12 protein-coding genes are annotated in these 15951 nt (G+C 67.4%); 7 read left to right on the forward strand and 5 right to left on the reverse strand.

Annotated elements, in window-relative coordinates:
- Positions 1-20 precede the first annotated feature (20 nt).
- Together ISF28_RS08530 and ISF28_RS08535 are read right to left on the reverse strand one after the other, a co-directional pair.
- Complete coding sequence (locus ISF28_RS08530) at positions 21-1274, reverse strand: putative Na+/H+ antiporter (protein ID WP_198116736.1); 1254 nt, start codon at positions 1272-1274, stop codon at positions 21-23.
- Between the two features lie 75 nt (positions 1275-1349).
- Positions 1350-2117, reverse strand: coding sequence for an NAD(P)H-dependent oxidoreductase (locus ISF28_RS08535; protein ID WP_198116737.1), 768 nt, complete (start codon positions 2115-2117; stop codon positions 1350-1352).
- 91 nt (positions 2118-2208) lie between these two features.
- On the opposite strand from ISF28_RS08535, the gene ISF28_RS08540 reads away from it, so the two are divergent.
- The gene (locus ISF28_RS08540) at positions 2209-3159 is read left to right on the forward strand and encodes a LysR family transcriptional regulator (RefSeq protein WP_198116738.1); all 951 of its coding nucleotides are present in this window, start codon (positions 2209-2211) and stop codon (positions 3157-3159) included.
- Positions 3160-3545: 386 nt separating this feature from the next.
- On the opposite strand, the gene ISF28_RS08545 is transcribed toward ISF28_RS08540, so the two are convergent.
- Positions 3546-4481 (reverse strand): LysR family transcriptional regulator, encoded by a 936-nt coding sequence (locus ISF28_RS08545; RefSeq protein ID WP_198116739.1) that lies wholly within the window; start codon positions 4479-4481, stop codon positions 3546-3548.
- Between the two features lie 157 nt (positions 4482-4638).
- Here ISF28_RS08545 and ISF28_RS08550 point away from each other — a divergent pair, with 157 nt between their 5' ends.
- From ISF28_RS08550 to ISF28_RS08575, 6 genes are all read left to right on the forward strand, one after another.
- Entirely contained in the window at positions 4639-5412 is a 774-nt protein-coding gene (locus ISF28_RS08550) for a putative hydro-lyase (RefSeq protein ID WP_198116740.1), read from the forward strand.
- Between the two features lie 31 nt (positions 5413-5443).
- Complete coding sequence (locus ISF28_RS08555; RefSeq protein ID WP_198116741.1) at positions 5444-6718, forward strand: MFS transporter; 1275 nt, start codon at positions 5444-5446, stop codon at positions 6716-6718.
- A gap of 112 nt (positions 6719-6830) precedes the next feature.
- The gene (locus ISF28_RS08560; RefSeq protein ID WP_198116742.1) at positions 6831-10511 is read left to right on the forward strand and encodes a hydantoinase B/oxoprolinase family protein; all 3681 of its coding nucleotides are present in this window, start codon (positions 6831-6833) and stop codon (positions 10509-10511) included.
- A gap of 31 nt (positions 10512-10542) precedes the next feature.
- Positions 10543-11616, forward strand: coding sequence for a porin (locus tag ISF28_RS08565; protein WP_198116743.1), 1074 nt, complete (start codon positions 10543-10545; stop codon positions 11614-11616).
- Positions 11617-11809: 193 nt separating this feature from the next.
- Positions 11810-12520 (forward strand): translesion DNA synthesis-associated protein ImuA, encoded by a 711-nt coding sequence (gene imuA / locus ISF28_RS08570; protein WP_198116744.1) that lies wholly within the window; start codon positions 11810-11812, stop codon positions 12518-12520.
- Entirely contained in the window at positions 12450-13925 is a 1476-nt protein-coding gene (locus ISF28_RS08575) for a Y-family DNA polymerase (RefSeq protein ID WP_198116745.1), read from the forward strand. The genes imuA and ISF28_RS08575 overlap by 71 nt, the downstream gene beginning before the upstream one ends.
- An 86-nt stretch (positions 13926-14011) precedes the next feature.
- On the opposite strand, the gene ISF28_RS08580 is transcribed toward ISF28_RS08575, so the two are convergent.
- Together ISF28_RS08580 and ISF28_RS08585 are read right to left on the reverse strand one after the other, a co-directional pair.
- On the reverse strand, positions 14012-14266 hold the full coding sequence (locus ISF28_RS08580; RefSeq protein WP_198116985.1) for a PAAR domain-containing protein: 255 nt from the start codon (positions 14264-14266) through the stop codon (positions 14012-14014).
- Positions 14267-14367: 101 nt separating this feature from the next.
- Complete coding sequence (locus tag ISF28_RS08585; RefSeq protein ID WP_198116746.1) at positions 14368-15897, reverse strand: tetratricopeptide repeat protein; 1530 nt, start codon at positions 15895-15897, stop codon at positions 14368-14370.
- Positions 15898-15951 lie beyond the last annotated feature (54 nt).

The following is a 15951-nucleotide window of genomic DNA, read 5'->3' on the forward strand; positions in this document are numbered from 1 at the left end:
GTCCCGCTCCAAGAGATAACTTACAACAAGAACAACATGGCTGCCGCACAAGTGGGGCCCAGCGCGCCCAGCAGCAGGCCGACGGCCCCGATCGACTCGTCGTTGAAGCCGCGCCGCAGCAGCGCGACGCCGGCCGGGTTGGGGGCGTTGGCGATGACGGTCAGCCCGCCGCCCGCCACGGCGCCCGCCACGAGCATGTATTTCGCATGTTCGGACAGCCCGGCGATCAGCGAGCCGAGATAGGTCAGCGCGGCGTTGTCCGTGATCGCGGTCAGTCCCAGCGCGCCGAAGAATAGAAAGGTGGGCTCCAGCCGCGCGACGATGGGTTGCAGCCACCATTGCTGCATCCCGCCCAGCACGACGAGGCCGGCGAGGAAGAAGCCGACCAGCAGGCCTTCCTTGAGGATCAGCGGGTCCTGGTAGCGCGGGTAGGCTTGGGTGACGCCGAGGAACAACAAGAAAATGCCGATGAACAGCACGGGATGGTGGGCCAGCAGCACGACCGCCGTCAGTACCGCCAGGTGCGTCACGGGCACGAGGATCGGCATGCGCACGGGCGCTTCGCCCTCGATCGACACGTCCAGCGGGCGCAGGTGCGTGCGCAGCAGGAACGTCACGACGCTGGCGTTGACCAGCACGGCGATGAGCGCGCGCCAGCCGAAATGCGTGAGCATGTGGGCGCTGTCCCAGCCCCACGCGCTGGCCACCATCAGCACGGGCGGCGCGGCGTACGACGTCAAGGTGCCGCCGATCGACACGTTGACGAACAGGACGCCCAGCGCCCCGTATTTCAGCCATTCCGGCATCCCCTGGCGGAACACGGACGGCGCCAGCATCAGCGCGGCCAGCGTCATCGCGGCCGGTTCCGTGATCAGCGAGCCGGCCAGCGGCACGAGCGCGAGGCCGAGCCACGTCTGCGCGACTTCCGTCCGCAGCGGCAGCAGCGCCGCGAGCACGCGCACGAGGGCGCGCGCCGTCTCCAGCACGGGGCGCGACGCGGCCACCACCATCACGACGAACACGAACAGCGGTTCCGTGTAGTGGCGCGACTCCGCGTAGTCGATGGCGGCGGCGCGGCCCTCGACGAAGGCCATCGCGATCATCAGCACGAACGCCCAGAAGCCGAAGACGACCTCCACTTCGCCCAGCAGGTGGAACAACCCCGCGTGGCGCGGATGCCGGTGGGCCAGCACTTCGAAGATGCGGGTGGCGAACGTGTGCAGCAGGGCGAGCACGAACAGGATCAGGGCGATCTTGTGCATGGTCGTGGTCATAGGCGGGATTCCTCGTCGTCAAGTATGGTCATCCCGCTATTGTCCCACGACACGCCCGGATCGGGAGGGCACGGCTCAGCGCAGGTGCGCGCGCAGCCCCGCGACGCCGGGTGCGACGTCGTCCGCCAGCACGTGCCGGTCCGGATAGTCGCCGCCGTTCTGCGGGCGATAGGGAACGGGCGCGTCGTCGAACAGCGTGCGCATGCGCGCCGCCAGGCCGGCCTTGGCTGCGTCGACGCCCCCGGCATCGATGTGGCCCGTGCCGTACACGGCATACGTGGGCAGTACCTCCATGCCGGCGAAGAACAGGGTGCCGTGCGTGATCGGGAACAGCAGGTCGTCCAGCGGGCCGTTGATGGCGCGCGGGCCGTAGTCGGCGGCCGGACCGCCCGCCGTCACCGACAGCAAGGCGCGTTTTCCCGCCAGGCCGCCCTCGCCGTAGCGGTAACGGTTGCCGGCGCCCCGCCAGCCGTAGGCGAGGCCGAACGCGAACAGGCGCTCGATCCAGCCTTTCATGATGGCCGGCATGCCGAACCACCACAGCGGAAACTGGAACACGACGGCATCGGCCGCCAGCAGCTTGGCCTGCTCGGCGCGCACGTCGTCCGGCTGCGCGCCGGTGCCGAAGGCGTGGCCGGATTCCGCCACGAACGACAGGCGCTCGCGATCGAGCCGGTCGGGGAAATCGTGTTCGTCGTAGACGGCCTTCCAGCCCAGCGCGTACAGGTCGGACTGGATCACTTCGTGGCCCTGGGCGCGCAGTTCGGCGCGCGCGGCGGTGGCCAGCTGCGCGGTGAGGGAGTGCGGGTCGGGGTGGGCGTGCACCAATAAAACGGTCTTCATCGTTGTACTCCTTGATTGACGATGGAAGCCATTCTGGGCAGGAAAGAGAGGCGAGGGAATGCCCGCCGGCTTTTGGGGTAGTATCCAAAAAATGGATATCAAGAGATTGGACTTCAACCTGCTCGTGACCCTGGACGCGCTGCTGGCCGAGCGCAGCGTGAGCCGCGCCGCGCAACGCCTGAACCTGAGCCAGCCCGCGCTGAGCGCCCAGCTGGCGCGCCTGCGCGAGATGCTGGGCGACCCGCTGTTCGTGCCGAGCCACCGCGGCATGACGCCCACGCCGCTGGCCCTGGGCCTGCAGGCGCCGCTGGCGGCGGCCCTCGCGCAGCTGCGCGACGTGGTGACTTCGGCCCGCGCGTTCGACCCCGCGCGCGACGAATTCACCGTCCACGTCGCGGCCTCGGACTACGTGCAGTCGGCCCTGCTGCTCGACTTCACGCTCGCGCTGCGCCGGGAGGCGCCCGGCGTGCGCATCGCCCTGCGCCCGGCCGACGCCGCGCGCCTGGCAGCGCAGATGGAGCAGGGCGAGGTCGACGTGGCCATGCTGACGCCGGACGGCATCGCCGGCGCGCTGCGCTCGCGCCGCCTGTTCGAGGAGCGCTACGTCTTCATCGCGCGCCGGGGCCACCCGGCGCTGCGCCGTCCGCTGAGTGCCGCGCGCTTTTGCGAGCTGGAACACGTGATGGTCTCGCCGCGCGGCGGCAGTTTCGCGACGCCGGTCGACGACGTGCTCGACGCGCAGGGCCTGCGGCGCCGGGTCGTCGTGTCGGCGTCGACGTTCCGCTCGGTGCCGGACCTGGTCGAACGCTCCGACCTTGTCGCCCTCGTGCCGGCGCGGATGGTGGAAGGCCGGGCCGGCCGCCTGCGCGTGCTGGCGCCGCCGTTTCCCGTGCCCGGGTTTGCCATCCACATGGCGTGGCATAACCGCAATCACGGCGATGCGGCGCAGCGCTGGGTGCGAGAGAGATTGGTGGCATTCGCGCAGTATTCGGCGCAGGCCGCGCGCCCGGCCACCGGCGTTGCCGTCCGCGCCGGGCGATAGCCTCAGGTCTTCGCTCTCATTTCTCGTAACTGACGGCGAAGTTTCACGTTGTCCGCCACTGCACACACGAACCCGACGGTCACGAACACGGCCAGAGCGTCATTGCTCCCGTACTTCCAGAATGCCCAGGAAGTCACGGACAGCCCCAGCCCTGTAAATAGGAGCAAGAGCGAGTCTTTCATTTCAGATTCTCGTAGAGCTTGTGGTATTTCCGGCCGCGGACCGAGTCCTGGGACTCGCCCTTGATGCCTTCGATCTGAAGGTAAGCGTCCACTGCCATGATGCCCCCGTTGTTGATTGAACAAGTAATGCATTCTGGCGCGGCCTTTAAGCTGCAACGTTGGTTGGCGTCAGTGCATCAAAGGAGACAGATCAATGAAGGATGATCACCCCAGGCTTTCGATATACCGCCCGTCCACCTGCGTACAGTATTCGGCGCAGGCCGCGCGCACGGCGGACGCCGCCGCGTGCACGGCCACCGGCGCGTTGGTGCGGCGGCTCATCGATACGATGATCGGCGGCGGCACGGGCTGCAGCGGCACTTCCATGAATTCGCCATTTTCGAGGGGATTGCTGACGAACAGCCAGGGAATCGCGGCCACGCCGAAGCCGTTGCGGATCAGCTGGATGATGGCGGCGACGGACGGACTGCAGGTGATCCGGGTCTGTTCGAGCGGCACGCCGCTCAGGCTCGCGAGCCGGGTGACGATGTCTTCCAGCACCCGGTGCGGCGCGGTGCCGCGGCCGAACGTCAGGATCGGGAATTGCAGCAGGCGCTGGGCCAGGCCGTCCTTGTGCGCCGGCAGGAGGCCCGCGCGTGCGATCCAGCGCACCGGGTACACGGCCAGCGGTTCCGACGTGATCTCGCTGCTGTTGACGCCCTCGATGCCCACGACGAGGTCGAGCTCGCCCGCGAGCAGGCGCTTTTCCAGCGTGGTGCTCATGTCCACGACGAGGTCGATTTCCAGTTCCGGAAAACTGGCGTTCAGCTGGCGCACGGAATGCGCGAGCCAGCTGTGCACCACGGTCTCGATCACTCCCAGCCGGAGCCGGCCCCGGACCGCGCTTTCCGTGCTCGCCGCTTCCTGCAGGCGCCGCGTCGCGTCCACGACGGCCTTCGCGTGGCCCAGCAGATAGTCGGCGTTCGGCGTCAGCCGGAATTCTTTCGTGCTGCGGTCGATCAGCGCCGTCTGCAGCTCTTCCTCCAGCGCCTTGATCCGCGATGAAATCGCGGCGGGTGTCGCGTGCATGGCGCGGGCGGTGGCTCGGACGCTGCGCAACTGGGCGAGGGTGATCAGCGTTTCGAGGAAGCGTGTGTTCATGGTGTTGCGTCGGCTGGCATAAGAAATGCTTCAAGCATAACCATAATGGCCTGTCAGGTGTTAGGGAAAATTTAACGCCGCCGGTAAAAATAAGTGGCTTTGTGGATAGAGGAGATGCATCTATGCTTATTGACATCTACATGCAGTAGGGAAACCCATGAAACCGACCGAGTTACGCCACCTGGTCCGCACAGGTGAGTTCCGCAAACCGACCGCCGGCGCGTGCGGCGGCTACGCCCAGGCCAATCTCGTCATCCTGCCGGAAGCGCAGGCTTCCGACTTCCTGCGGTTCTGCCAGCGCAATCCGAAGGCGTGTCCGCTGCTCGCGGTGGGCGAGCCGGGCGCCTGGAACCTGCCGGCGCTCGGCGCGGACCTCGACCTGCGCACCGACGTGCCGGGCTATTACGTTTACCGCGACGGCGAACTGGCGGAAACGCCCGTATCGCTGGCCGGCGTGTGGCGCGACGACCTGGTCGCGTTCGCGATCGGCTGTTCGTTCTCGTTCGAGGAGATGCTCTTGCAGGCGGCCATCCCGCTGCGCCACATCGAACAGGATAAAAACATCGCCATGTACCGCACGAACATCCCGAACGAAGTGGCGGGGCCGTTCGCGGGGAACATGGTCGTGTCCATGCGTCCCTTGAAGGCCAGGGACGCGATCCGGGCCATCCAGATCACGAGCCGCTATCCCGCAATCCACGGGGCGCCGGTGCACCTGGGCGATCCGCGCCTGATCGGCATCGCCGACCTGGCGCGTCCGGACTACGGCGACGCCGTCGAGGTGATGGCGGACGAGGTGCCCGTGTTCTGGGCCTGCGGGGTGACGCCGCAGGAAGCCATCCGCGCCGCGCGCCTGCCGTTCGTCATCACGCACCGCCCCGGCTACATGCTCGTCACCGACGTGCCGAACGCGGCGCTGGCGACGCTATAAGAAACACCTGACGTTAAAACAAGGAGACATCATGAATACCCAAGAGATCGTACAAGAGCGTGTGGACACAGGCCATTTCGGCTGGCTGCGCGAACTGACCAAGGCCGAGCGCCGTACCTTCATCGGCTGTAAGGTGGGTTATGCGCTGGACGCGATGGACACGCAATTCCTCAGCTTCGTCATTCCCACCTTGATCGCCACGTGGGGCCTGTCGAAGGGCGATGCCGGCTTGATCGGCACCGTCACGCTGCTCACGTCGTCGGTGGGCGGCTGGCTGGCCGGCATCCTGTCGGACCGCATCGGCCGCGTGAAGACGCTGCAGCTGACGATCCTGTGGTTCGCCTTGTTCACCGTCCTGAGCGGCTTTGCCCAGACCTTCGGCCAGCTGCTCGCGATGCGCGGCCTGATGGGCTTCGGCATGGGCGGCGAATGGACGGCCGGCGCCATCCTGATGGGTGAAGTCATCCGCGCGAAAGACCGCGGCAAGGCGGTCGGCATGGTGCAGGCCGGATGGGCGCTGGGCTGGGGCGCATCGGCGCTGCTGTACGCGCTGATGTTTTCGCTGCTGCCGGCCGAACTGGCGTGGCGCTCGCTGTTCCTGCTCGGGATCATCCCCGCCGCGTTCGTCATCTACATCCGCCGCTTCGTGGACGAGCCGGACGTCTTCATGGCCGAGCGGCGCCGCAGCGAGCACGCGGAACAGACGCGGTTCACCGAGATCTTCTCGGCGCGCATGATCTCGACGACGCTGCGCGCCGTCCTGCTGACGACCGGCGCGCAAGGCGGCTATTACGCGATCGCGACCTGGCTCCCCACGTTCCTGAAGACGGAGCGCCACCTGACGGTGCTGGGCACCGGCGGCTACCTGGCGATGGTCATCGTCGGCTCGTACATCGGCTACATCGTCAGCGCCTACCTGACGGACCGCCTGGGCCGCAAGCGCAACTTCGTCCTGTTCGCCGTGGGCTCGATGCTGATCGCGCTGGCCTACACCCGGCTGCCGGTGACGGACAACGTGATGCTGGTGCTGGGTTTCCCGCTCGGCTTCCTCATGTCCGGCGTCTTCAGCGGCATGGGCGCGTTCCTGACCGAGTTGTTCCCGACCCGCATGCGCGGTTCCGGCCAGGGCTTTTGCTACAGCATGGGGCGTGCGATCGGTTCGCTGTTCCCGTTCGGGATCGGCGCCGTCGGCCAATCGATCCCGCTGGGCCACGCCATCGGCCTGTTCGCGGCCGGCGCCTACGGCATCATGATCCTGGCCGCGCTGACCCTGCCCGAAACCCGCGGCAAGCGGCTCGAATCCTGATCCGGCGGCCGCCGCGGCCGCATCCCGATTTCACAGACAGTCACACGAGCGCCCTGCGCGCCAGGGCCGCGCTTTGCCCGCGCGCGCCCCGATATTTTGAAGAGGTAAGACCATGAACCAAGAGACCATCCACAACGACACGCCGCGCCCACGCTGGCAATTCTGGATCGACCGCGGCGGCACGTTCACCGACATCGTCGCGCGCAAGCCCGACGGCGCGCTGGTGACGGCCAAGCTGCTGTCCGAGAACCCGGAGCAGTACCGCGACGCCGCCGTCGCCGGCATCCGGCGCCTGCTCGGCATCGCACCCGACGCCCCGATCACGCCCGACCTCGTGGAAGCCGTCAAGATGGGCACGACGGTCGCGACGAACGCCCTGCTGGAACGCAAGGGCGAGCGCACCGCGCTCCTCATCACCCGAGGCTTCAAGGACGCGCTGCGCATCGCCTACCAGAACCGTCCGCGCCTGTTCGACCGCCATCCCGTGCTGCCGCAGCTGCTGTACCAACGCGTGGTCGAGGTGAATGAACGCATCGGCGCCCAGGGCGAGGTGATCGTTCCGCTGGACGCCGCCGCCGTGCGCGCCGACCTGGAGAAACTGCATGCGGACGGGTTCCGCTCGGTGGCGATCGTGCTGATGCACGGCTACCGCTATGGCGACCACGAACGCACGGTCGCCGCCATCGCCGCGGAACTGGGCTTCACCCAGGTGTCGGTGTCGCACCAGGTCAGCCCGATGATGAAGCTGGTGTCGCGCGGCGACACGACGGTCGTCGACGCCTATTTGTCGCCGATCCTGCGCCGCTACGTCGACCAGGTCGCGGCCGAGATGGAAGGCGTGCGCCTGCTCTTCATGCAGAGCAATGGCGGCCTGACGGGCGCGCACCGCTTCCAGGGCAAGGACTCGATCCTGTCCGGCCCGGCCGGCGGCATCGTCGGCATGGTCGGTACGGCGCGCAAGGCCGGTTTCGACAAACTGATCGGCTTCGACATGGGCGGCACGTCCACCGACGTGTCGCACTACGCGGGCGAACTGGAACGCGAATTCGAGACCCAGGTGGCCGGCGTGCGGATGCGCGCGCCGATGATGAGCATCCACACGGTGGCGGCGGGCGGCGGCTCGGTCCTGCATTTCGACGGCAGCCGCCTGCGCGTCGGTCCGGACAGCGCGGGCGCCAACCCGGGCCCGGCCAGCTATCGCCGCGGCGGTCCGCTCACGGTCACCGACTGCAACGTCATGCTCGGCAAGATCCAGCCCGCGCACTTCCCGGCCGTCTTCGGCCCGCACGCCGACGAGCCGCTCGATAGCGCCGTCGTGCGCGAGAAATTCACGGAGATCGCCGCGCGCATCGAACGCGAGACCGGCCAACGCCGCACCCCGGAGGAGGTGGCAGAAGGTTTCCTGGAAATCGCGGTCGGCAGCATGGCCAATGCCATCAAGTTCATTTCGGTGCAGCGCGGCCACGACGTGACGGACTACACCCTGGCCACGTTCGGCGGCGCCGGCGGCCAGCACGCGTGCCTGGTGGCCGACGCACTCGGCATGACCCGCATCTTCGCCCACCCGTTCGCCGGCGTGCTGTCCGCGTACGGCATGGGCCTCGCGAGCCAGACCGCGATGCGCGAGCGGACGATGGAAACGATACTGGCCAACGAAACGGCCGGGGCACTGCGCGTCGCGCTCGATGCGCTGGCGGGGGAAGCGACCGATGAACTGCTGGCGCAGGGCATCGAGGAGGAGGCCGTGCGCGTCGTCAAACGGGCGCACCTGCGCTACGAAGGCACGGATTCGGTCATCATCGTGCAGCACGACAGCGTGGCCTCGATGCAGGTGCAGTTCGAGGAGGCGTACGGCAAGCGCTATTCCTTCCTCATGCCGGACAAGGCGATCGTCGTCGAGGCGATCTCGGTGGAAGCGATCGGCGACACCGGCGCCGCCGCCGCCCGTCCCGCCGATCCGGCGCCGCGCACCGGGCCGCTGGCGCCGTCCGAAACGGTGTCCGTGTACTCGGGCGGCCAGTGGCACCGCAGCGCCTTGTACCTGCGCGCGCAGACGCGGCCCGGCGACCGCATCGCCGGCCCCGCGATCATCGTCGAGGCGAACGGCACCAACGTGGTGGAACCGGGCTGGGTGGCGGAGGTCACGGAGGACGACAACCTCGTGCTTCAGCGCGTCGCGCCGCGCGTGCGCCGCAAGGCCATCGGCACCGACGCCGATCCGGTCATGCTCGAGGTCTTCAACAACCTGTTCATGAGCATCGCCGAGCAGATGGGCCTGCGGCTGCAGAACACGGCGGTGTCGGTGAACATCAAGGAGCGCCTGGACTTCTCGTGCGCGCTGTTCGACGCCGAGGGCAACCTGATCGCCAACGCGCCGCACATCCCCGTCCACCTGGGCTCCATGGGCGCCAGCATCAAGACGGTGATCGAGGCCAACCGCGGCCGCATGCAGGCGGGCGACGTCTACATGCTGAACGACCCCTATCATGGCGGCACGCACCTGCCGGACATCACCGTGATCACGCCGGTATTCGACCGGGCCGGGACGGACATCCTGTTCTACGTGGCGTCGCGCGGTCACCATGCCGACGTGGGAGGCATCGCGCCGGGCTCGATGCCGGCGAACAGCCGCAGGGTCGAGGAAGAGGGCGTCCTGATCGATAACTTCCAGCTGGTGCGGGCGGGGCGCTTCCGCGAACGCGAGACGGCGGCCCTGCTGCTGTCGGGCGACTACCCGTGCCGCAACGTGGCGCAGAACATCGCCGACCTGCAGGCGCAGGTGGCCGCGAACCAGAAGGGCGTCGAGGAACTGCTGAAGATGGTGGACCAGTTCGGGCTCGACGTCGTGCATGCCTACATGCGGCACGTGCAGGACAACGCCGAGGAAGCCGTGCGCCGCGTCGTCGGCGCGCTCAAGGACGGCAGCTATACGTACCGGCTGGACAACGGCGCCGTGATCAAGGTGGCGATCCGCGTCGACCATGCCGCGCGCACGGCGGACATCGACTTCACCGGCACGTCGCCGCAGCTCGACAACAATTTCAACGCCCCGAGCTCGATCTGCATGGCGGCCGTGCTGTACGTGTTCCGCACGCTCGTCGACAACGACATCCCGCTCAACGCCGGCTGCCTGAAGCCGCTGAACGTGATCATCCCGGAAGGCTCGATGCTCAATCCGTGCTACCCGGCGGCCGTCGTCTCCGGCAACGTGGAGACGTCGAGCTGCATCACGAACGCCCTGTACGGCGCGCTCGGCGTGCAGGCGTCGTCGCCGGGCACGATGAACAACTTCACGTTCGGGAATGCGGAGTACCAGTACTATGAGACTATCTCGGGCGGCTCCGGCGCGGGCGAGGGTTTCCATGGCACGGACGTCGTCCAGACCAACATGACGAACTCGCGCCTGACCGATCCGGAGGTGCTCGAGTGGCGCTATCCGGTGCGCCTGGACAGCTACGAGATCGCACGGGATTCCGGCGGCCGCGGACGCTGGAACGGGGGCAACGGCGGCGTGCGCCGGATCCGCTTCCTGGAGCCGATGACGGCGTCGATCCTGTCGAACAACCGCATCGTGCCGCCGTTCGGCATGGCGGGCGGGGAGCCCGGCCGGTGCGGCCGCAACTACGTCGTGCGGGCCGGCGGCAAGGTCGAGGAACTGGGCTTCGTCGCGACCACGGAAATGCAGGCTGGCGACGTGTTCGTCATCGAGACGCCGGGCGGCGGCGGGTATGCGCCCGCTCCCCAGGATGCGCCGGCGGCGGTTGCCCGTCGCTGCGACGGCATCCCCGCATAAACAACCATAACGACATAACCTGAAAGAGACAATGATGAAAACAATCCTGTGTGCCAGTGCGCTGGCAGCGATTTGCACGAACGCCGTCGCCGCCGACAGCGCGGTCAACGTGTATGGCCTGGTCGACGTCGCCGTCGTGCGCGAAACCGGCGGCAGCGCCGGTGACGTCACCAAGATCACGAGCGGCGTGGGTGCCGGCTCGCGGCTCGGCTTCAAGGGGCGCGAGGACCTGGGCAACGGCCTGGCCGCGATCTTCCTGCTGGAGAGCGGCTTCCAGGCCGATACCGGCGCGCTGGGGCAGGGCGGGCTGCTGTTCGGACGCCAGGCCTATGCGGGGCTGCAGGGCGGCTTCGGCACGCTGACGGCGGGCCGCCAGTACACGCCGCAATACCTGACGGTGGTGATGGCCGATCCGTTCGGCTCCGGCTACGCGGGCGACACGAAGAACCTGATGGCCCCGACCGGCAACTCGACCAGCCGCATGGACAATTCGCTGAAATACGTGTCGCCCGGCGTCGGCGGCGTGAGCGCGGAAGTCGTGTACGGCGCCGGCGAAGTGGCGGGCGACAGCGCGGCGGGCCGGCAATTCGGCGGCGCGCTCGACTACAAAGCCGGCCCGCTGCATGCGCGGCTCGGCTACCACAACCGCAACAACGGTACGGCGGCGGTGCGCAACGCGGGCAATGCGAAGAACACGGTGCTGGCTGTCGTCTACGACTTCGGCATCATGAAGCTGCATGCCGCGTACGGCATCAATAAAGGCCCGAACAGCTCCCTGCTGCGCAACGGGGCGAACCCGTACGGCAGGGCGAGCGTGCCGGTCGCGTCGAGCGACAGCCGCGACATGCTCATCGGCGCCACGATCCCGTCCGGCCCGCACACGTTCATGGCGTCGTTGATCCACAAGGACGACCGCGGCGCCCTCGACCAGGACGCGACCCAGTTTGCGCTGGGCTACCGCTACGCGCTGTCGCGCCGGACCGAGCTGTATACCGCGATCTCGCACATCGTCAACCGGAACGGGGCAAGTTACACGGTCGGCGGCTCCATCGAAGGAGGATCGGGGAACGGGGCGGTCGACCTGGGGATCCGGCATGCGTTTTGATCGGTGATGCGTGCATGGTGGGCGCGGGGCGCCCACCCTACAGCAATCACTCGTAAGGTGGGCACCCCGTGCCCACCTTTTTTTTGCGTTGGCACAAAACGAACCTGACAACTTGGCATCCAACAAGATCAACCTTGCCAAAACCTGATGAGAATAGTACTGTATGTTTATACAGTATTTCTTCGCATCATACATGAATTGCTCAGGTTCAATATCTGCAGCGCCGGAGTCCGTGCATCCGTCGCTCTGGCTGGCTTCGCAGCTGGCACGCGGCGGCACGCGCTGCATCGATACCGGCCATCTCGCCCTGTCGGCGCACTTGCCCGGCGGCGGCTGGCCGGCCGGGACATTGGTCGACCTGCTGCTGCCGCAACCCGGCATCGGCGAGATGCGCCTGCTGCGGCCCGCGCTGGCGGCCGTCGCGCAGCGGCGCGTCGTATTGCTGCAACCCCCGCATCCGCCCCAGGCGCTGGCGCTGGCCACGCTCGGGGTGCAGCCTTCGCAACTGATCTGGCTGCGCGCCGACCGCACGGCGGACGCCTTGTGGGCGGCGGAACAAGTACTGAAGAGCGGCAGTTGCGGCGCGCTGCTGTTCTGGCAAAACCACGTGCGCGGCGAACATCTGCGCCGGCTGCACCTGGCGGCGCAGGCGGGGGAGACCCTGTTCTTCATGATGCGCCCGCTGGCGACCGGCCAGGACGCGTCGCCGGCGCCGCTGCGCCTGGCCCTGCGGCCGCAATCCGGCGGCATCGAGATCAGCTTCCTGAAACGCCGGGGGCCGCGCCGCGACGCGACCCTGTTCCTTCCCTTGACTTCCTACCTGCCCAATCGCCATGCGCCTGTGGATCGGACTACACCTGCCCCGGTTACCGCTCGAGGTCTTCACACCGAACTGGTGCACTGACACGGGCTGCGTCGTGCTCGAGCAGGAGCGCGTGCTGGCGGCTTCGCAGGCGGCGCTGGACGCCGGCGTGCGCACCGGCATGCGCCGCGGCGGCGTGCTGATGCTGCTGCCCGACGCGCGCATCCACGCGCGCGCGCCGGCGCTCGAGGCGGACGCGCTCCAGGCCGTGGCGCTGGCCCTGCTGCAGTACACGCCGCAGGTGACGGAAACCGAGGAAGCGACGCTGCTGATGGACGTGGGCGCCAGCCTGCGCCTGTTCGGCGGCATCCGCGCGTTGTGCCGGCGCGTGCATGCGAACGTGCGCGCGCTGGGCTTCACGGCCTCGCTCGCGTGCGCGCCCACCGCGCGCGGCGCCTGGCTGCTGGCGCGCGCCGGGGCCGGCCGCGCCGTGCGGATGGAATCGCTGCTGCGCCGGCTCGACCGGCTGGCCGTGCTGCTGGCGCCGCCCGCGCGCCCGTTCGCGGACTGGTTCGACGGCATCGGCTGCCGGACGCTGGGCGACCTGCGCCGCCTGCCGCGCCCCGGCCTGCAGCGGCGCTGCGGGCGCGACCTGCTCGACCTGCTCGACGCCGCCTACGGCCTGAAGACGGAGCTGCACGCGTGGATCGCGCCGCCCGACACCTTCCGCGCCCGGCTGGAACTGTACGACCGCATCGACGACGCCGCCCTGCTGCTGGCGGGCGCCCAATGCCTGCTGGTGCAGCTGACGGGCTGGCTGTGCGCGCGCCAGCTGGCGGTGGAGCGCATCGTCCTGCAACTGGAGCACGAACGGGGCCGGGTGGCGCGTGCGCCGACCGGCATCGAGATCGCGCTGGCCGAGCCGGCGTGGCGCGACGAGCACCTGGTGCGCCTGCTCCGGGAGCGCCTGGCCAAGCTGACGCTGGACGCGCCCGTGATCGGCCTCATGTTGGAAGCCCGGCAGGTGCGGCCGATGGCGCCGCCGAACGAAACGCTGTTCCCCGAACCGGGCGGCAGCGAGGAAGACCGCATGCGCATGCTGGAACTGCTGGCGGCGCGCCTGGGGCCGGAAAACGTCCTGCAGCCGCTGCCTCTGGCCGATTACCGCCCGGAGCATGCCAACGTCTGGGTGCCGGTGCGGCACAACGTCAGCGACAAGGCCCGCAACGCGCAACTGCCGCCCGACGTCATGAGTTTGCCGCGCCCGACGTGGCTGCTGGCCAGGCCGATCGCGCTATTGATGCGCGACCGCCGCCCGTTCTACGGCTCGCCCTTGCGCCTGGCCTCGAACCCGGAACGCATCGAGGCCGGCTGGTGGGACGGCCCGGAAACGCGCGATTATTTTATCGCCGAGGGACAGGATCACACGCTGTACTGGGTGTACCGGGAACGCCTCGGCACGGGCGAGGACGGGCCGAAGTGGTATTTGCACGGGCTGTTCGGGTGATCAGAAGCCATGATGAGACCAAGCCTGTTCACTGCCCAGGAGTGCGATGCCAAACGGAACAAGCTGGGCGATACGCTGCACGATCCTCATACCGAGGAAATTAACTTCGCACCGCAAGCGGTGAGATCGCTGTCATAGGCGTAGGCGCGCCCCTTGTGTTTGGCGCCGGCACCGTCTGGCTTGATAGGAAACTTTCCTTTGCATTTGGGACAGAAGGTGACATCGTCGGCAAGCGCCGCTTCAGTACCCATCACAATTGTGCCCGACGAAACGGAAATGACTTGGCCGCCATGGTCGGTTTTGTCATTCAAGCGAACTACGCCCCGCCCCTCATGCTTCATGTTCAATCACCTCCCGATGCTGATTGATGGCCGGCCTGCCGCAGTGCGCTGTCCAGAGCAACGGAGTTGCACGAGCGACCTTGCGACATGGCCAGTGTGAGTCATTTCTCCGTTGGCTTATCTACCTCCAGCAGGTGCCATTTCAACTCGGCACTGTCCAGCGGCAACATCCAGTCGCGCTTGGGATCGGGGAAGGATTGTCCGGCGGTCAGCCAGCGCTGCCGCCACGCTTGATTGACTTCCTGTTCCAGCGGATGGCCTGGCGCGAGCCATGGCTGCCAGGTTCCCGTGATCGGACAAACCTTGTTCCCGCTACATTCCACGGGCGGTGATAACCGTGGGACTTGCCGCGACAGCCTGAGCGCCGTGCGCGGCGCGACCATGCCGCCGTTGTTGTGGATGGTAAGCACGCGCTGCCAGACGATCCCGGCAATAGCTCCCCGTCCCGTGCCGCTCGGGTAGCGCGGCTGTTCGAATGCCTCGCCCCTGCTGTACAGGCCGGGCGGAATCGTGGCCAGGAAGGCGCGTACCTCGGCGGATTCCTTTGGCGCTGTCGGTTGCCAGTAGCTGGCGAAAGGCGCCTGGGGCGCGTCGGTCGTTTCCGCTACAGGGCGGAACGCATAGGCGCTGTCGAGGAAGTAGCGGCCCTTCCTGAGCGAAGCTTCGGTCGGTGCCGGCGTCTCTGTCGCGGGCACGACGGCCATGGCTGCGGCGAGCAGGCTTTCGCGGGTGCCGTCCCATGGCGGTAGCGGGGCCGGCGGCAGGGGCAGGATCTTGTCGAGGTTCGGGAAGCGGCGGTCGGGGTTGGACTCGAGTGCGTTGCCGAGCATGTAGTAACGTTGGGCGCGAGCCTTGTCGATGAAAGGCACGAACATTCTTTCGGTATGCATTGGATGGTCGAACTCGATCCACAAGCTGATAGCGCAGTTCTCGCAGCCGCCCTTCACCCCCTCGTGCAGGGCGCGCATCACACGATCTCGGGTTTGTGGAGTCGCCCTGCCGAGTTCCGAGCCATCCGGTGCCCTTGGCACGTCATACATAAATTCCAGTTCTTCGGCGGCCGGGCCGTAACCCTGGGCCAGCGCGCATTCGAACATCTTGATCGCAATTGGGATATTTCCCCAGTAGCCCGGTTTCAGGTTGTCCGCACCCGCATCCATTTTCTCGCCCAGGAAAGCCATCGCGTGTGGGCTGCCCATCGCTGCCGCCTTCTGGAAAAATGCGTAGGCCCGGTCGGGATCGCCATTCACGCCTGTGGCGTTGAGGTAATACGTACCCATCCTGTCGTAGGCGGCGGGCACGCCCAGTTCCATGGCCTCGGACACGAGGGCCACGGCCTCGGTCTCGCCACGCGGCGGGTCGTGTCTTTCCACGTACAGGCTGGCCAGGTTCAGCATCGCTTTCCAGTGATGCCGTTCGGCGGCCTGCCGGGTCAGCTGGACGACCTTCTTGTAATCCACGTCGATATAAAACGTTAGATCCTCCAACGCGCGTGCCTCGAGGAACCAGTCCTCGGCCTGGGCGTCGATCGGCGGTACCTTGCTCGCCTCGGTCTGGCATTCGAAAGAGGCAATGTGGGGATTGAACGGCGGCAGGGGTTGCATGTGGGGGGGAACCTTCGTCTTGTCCATATCGCAGGCCACCAGGAAAGTAAGAGTCATCAGAAAAATTGCCAAATTGCGGCA

This window comes from Massilia rhizosphaerae, assembly GCF_016093545.1.
GTDB classification, from domain to species: Bacteria; Pseudomonadota; Gammaproteobacteria; order Burkholderiales; family Burkholderiaceae_D; genus Telluria; species Telluria rhizosphaerae.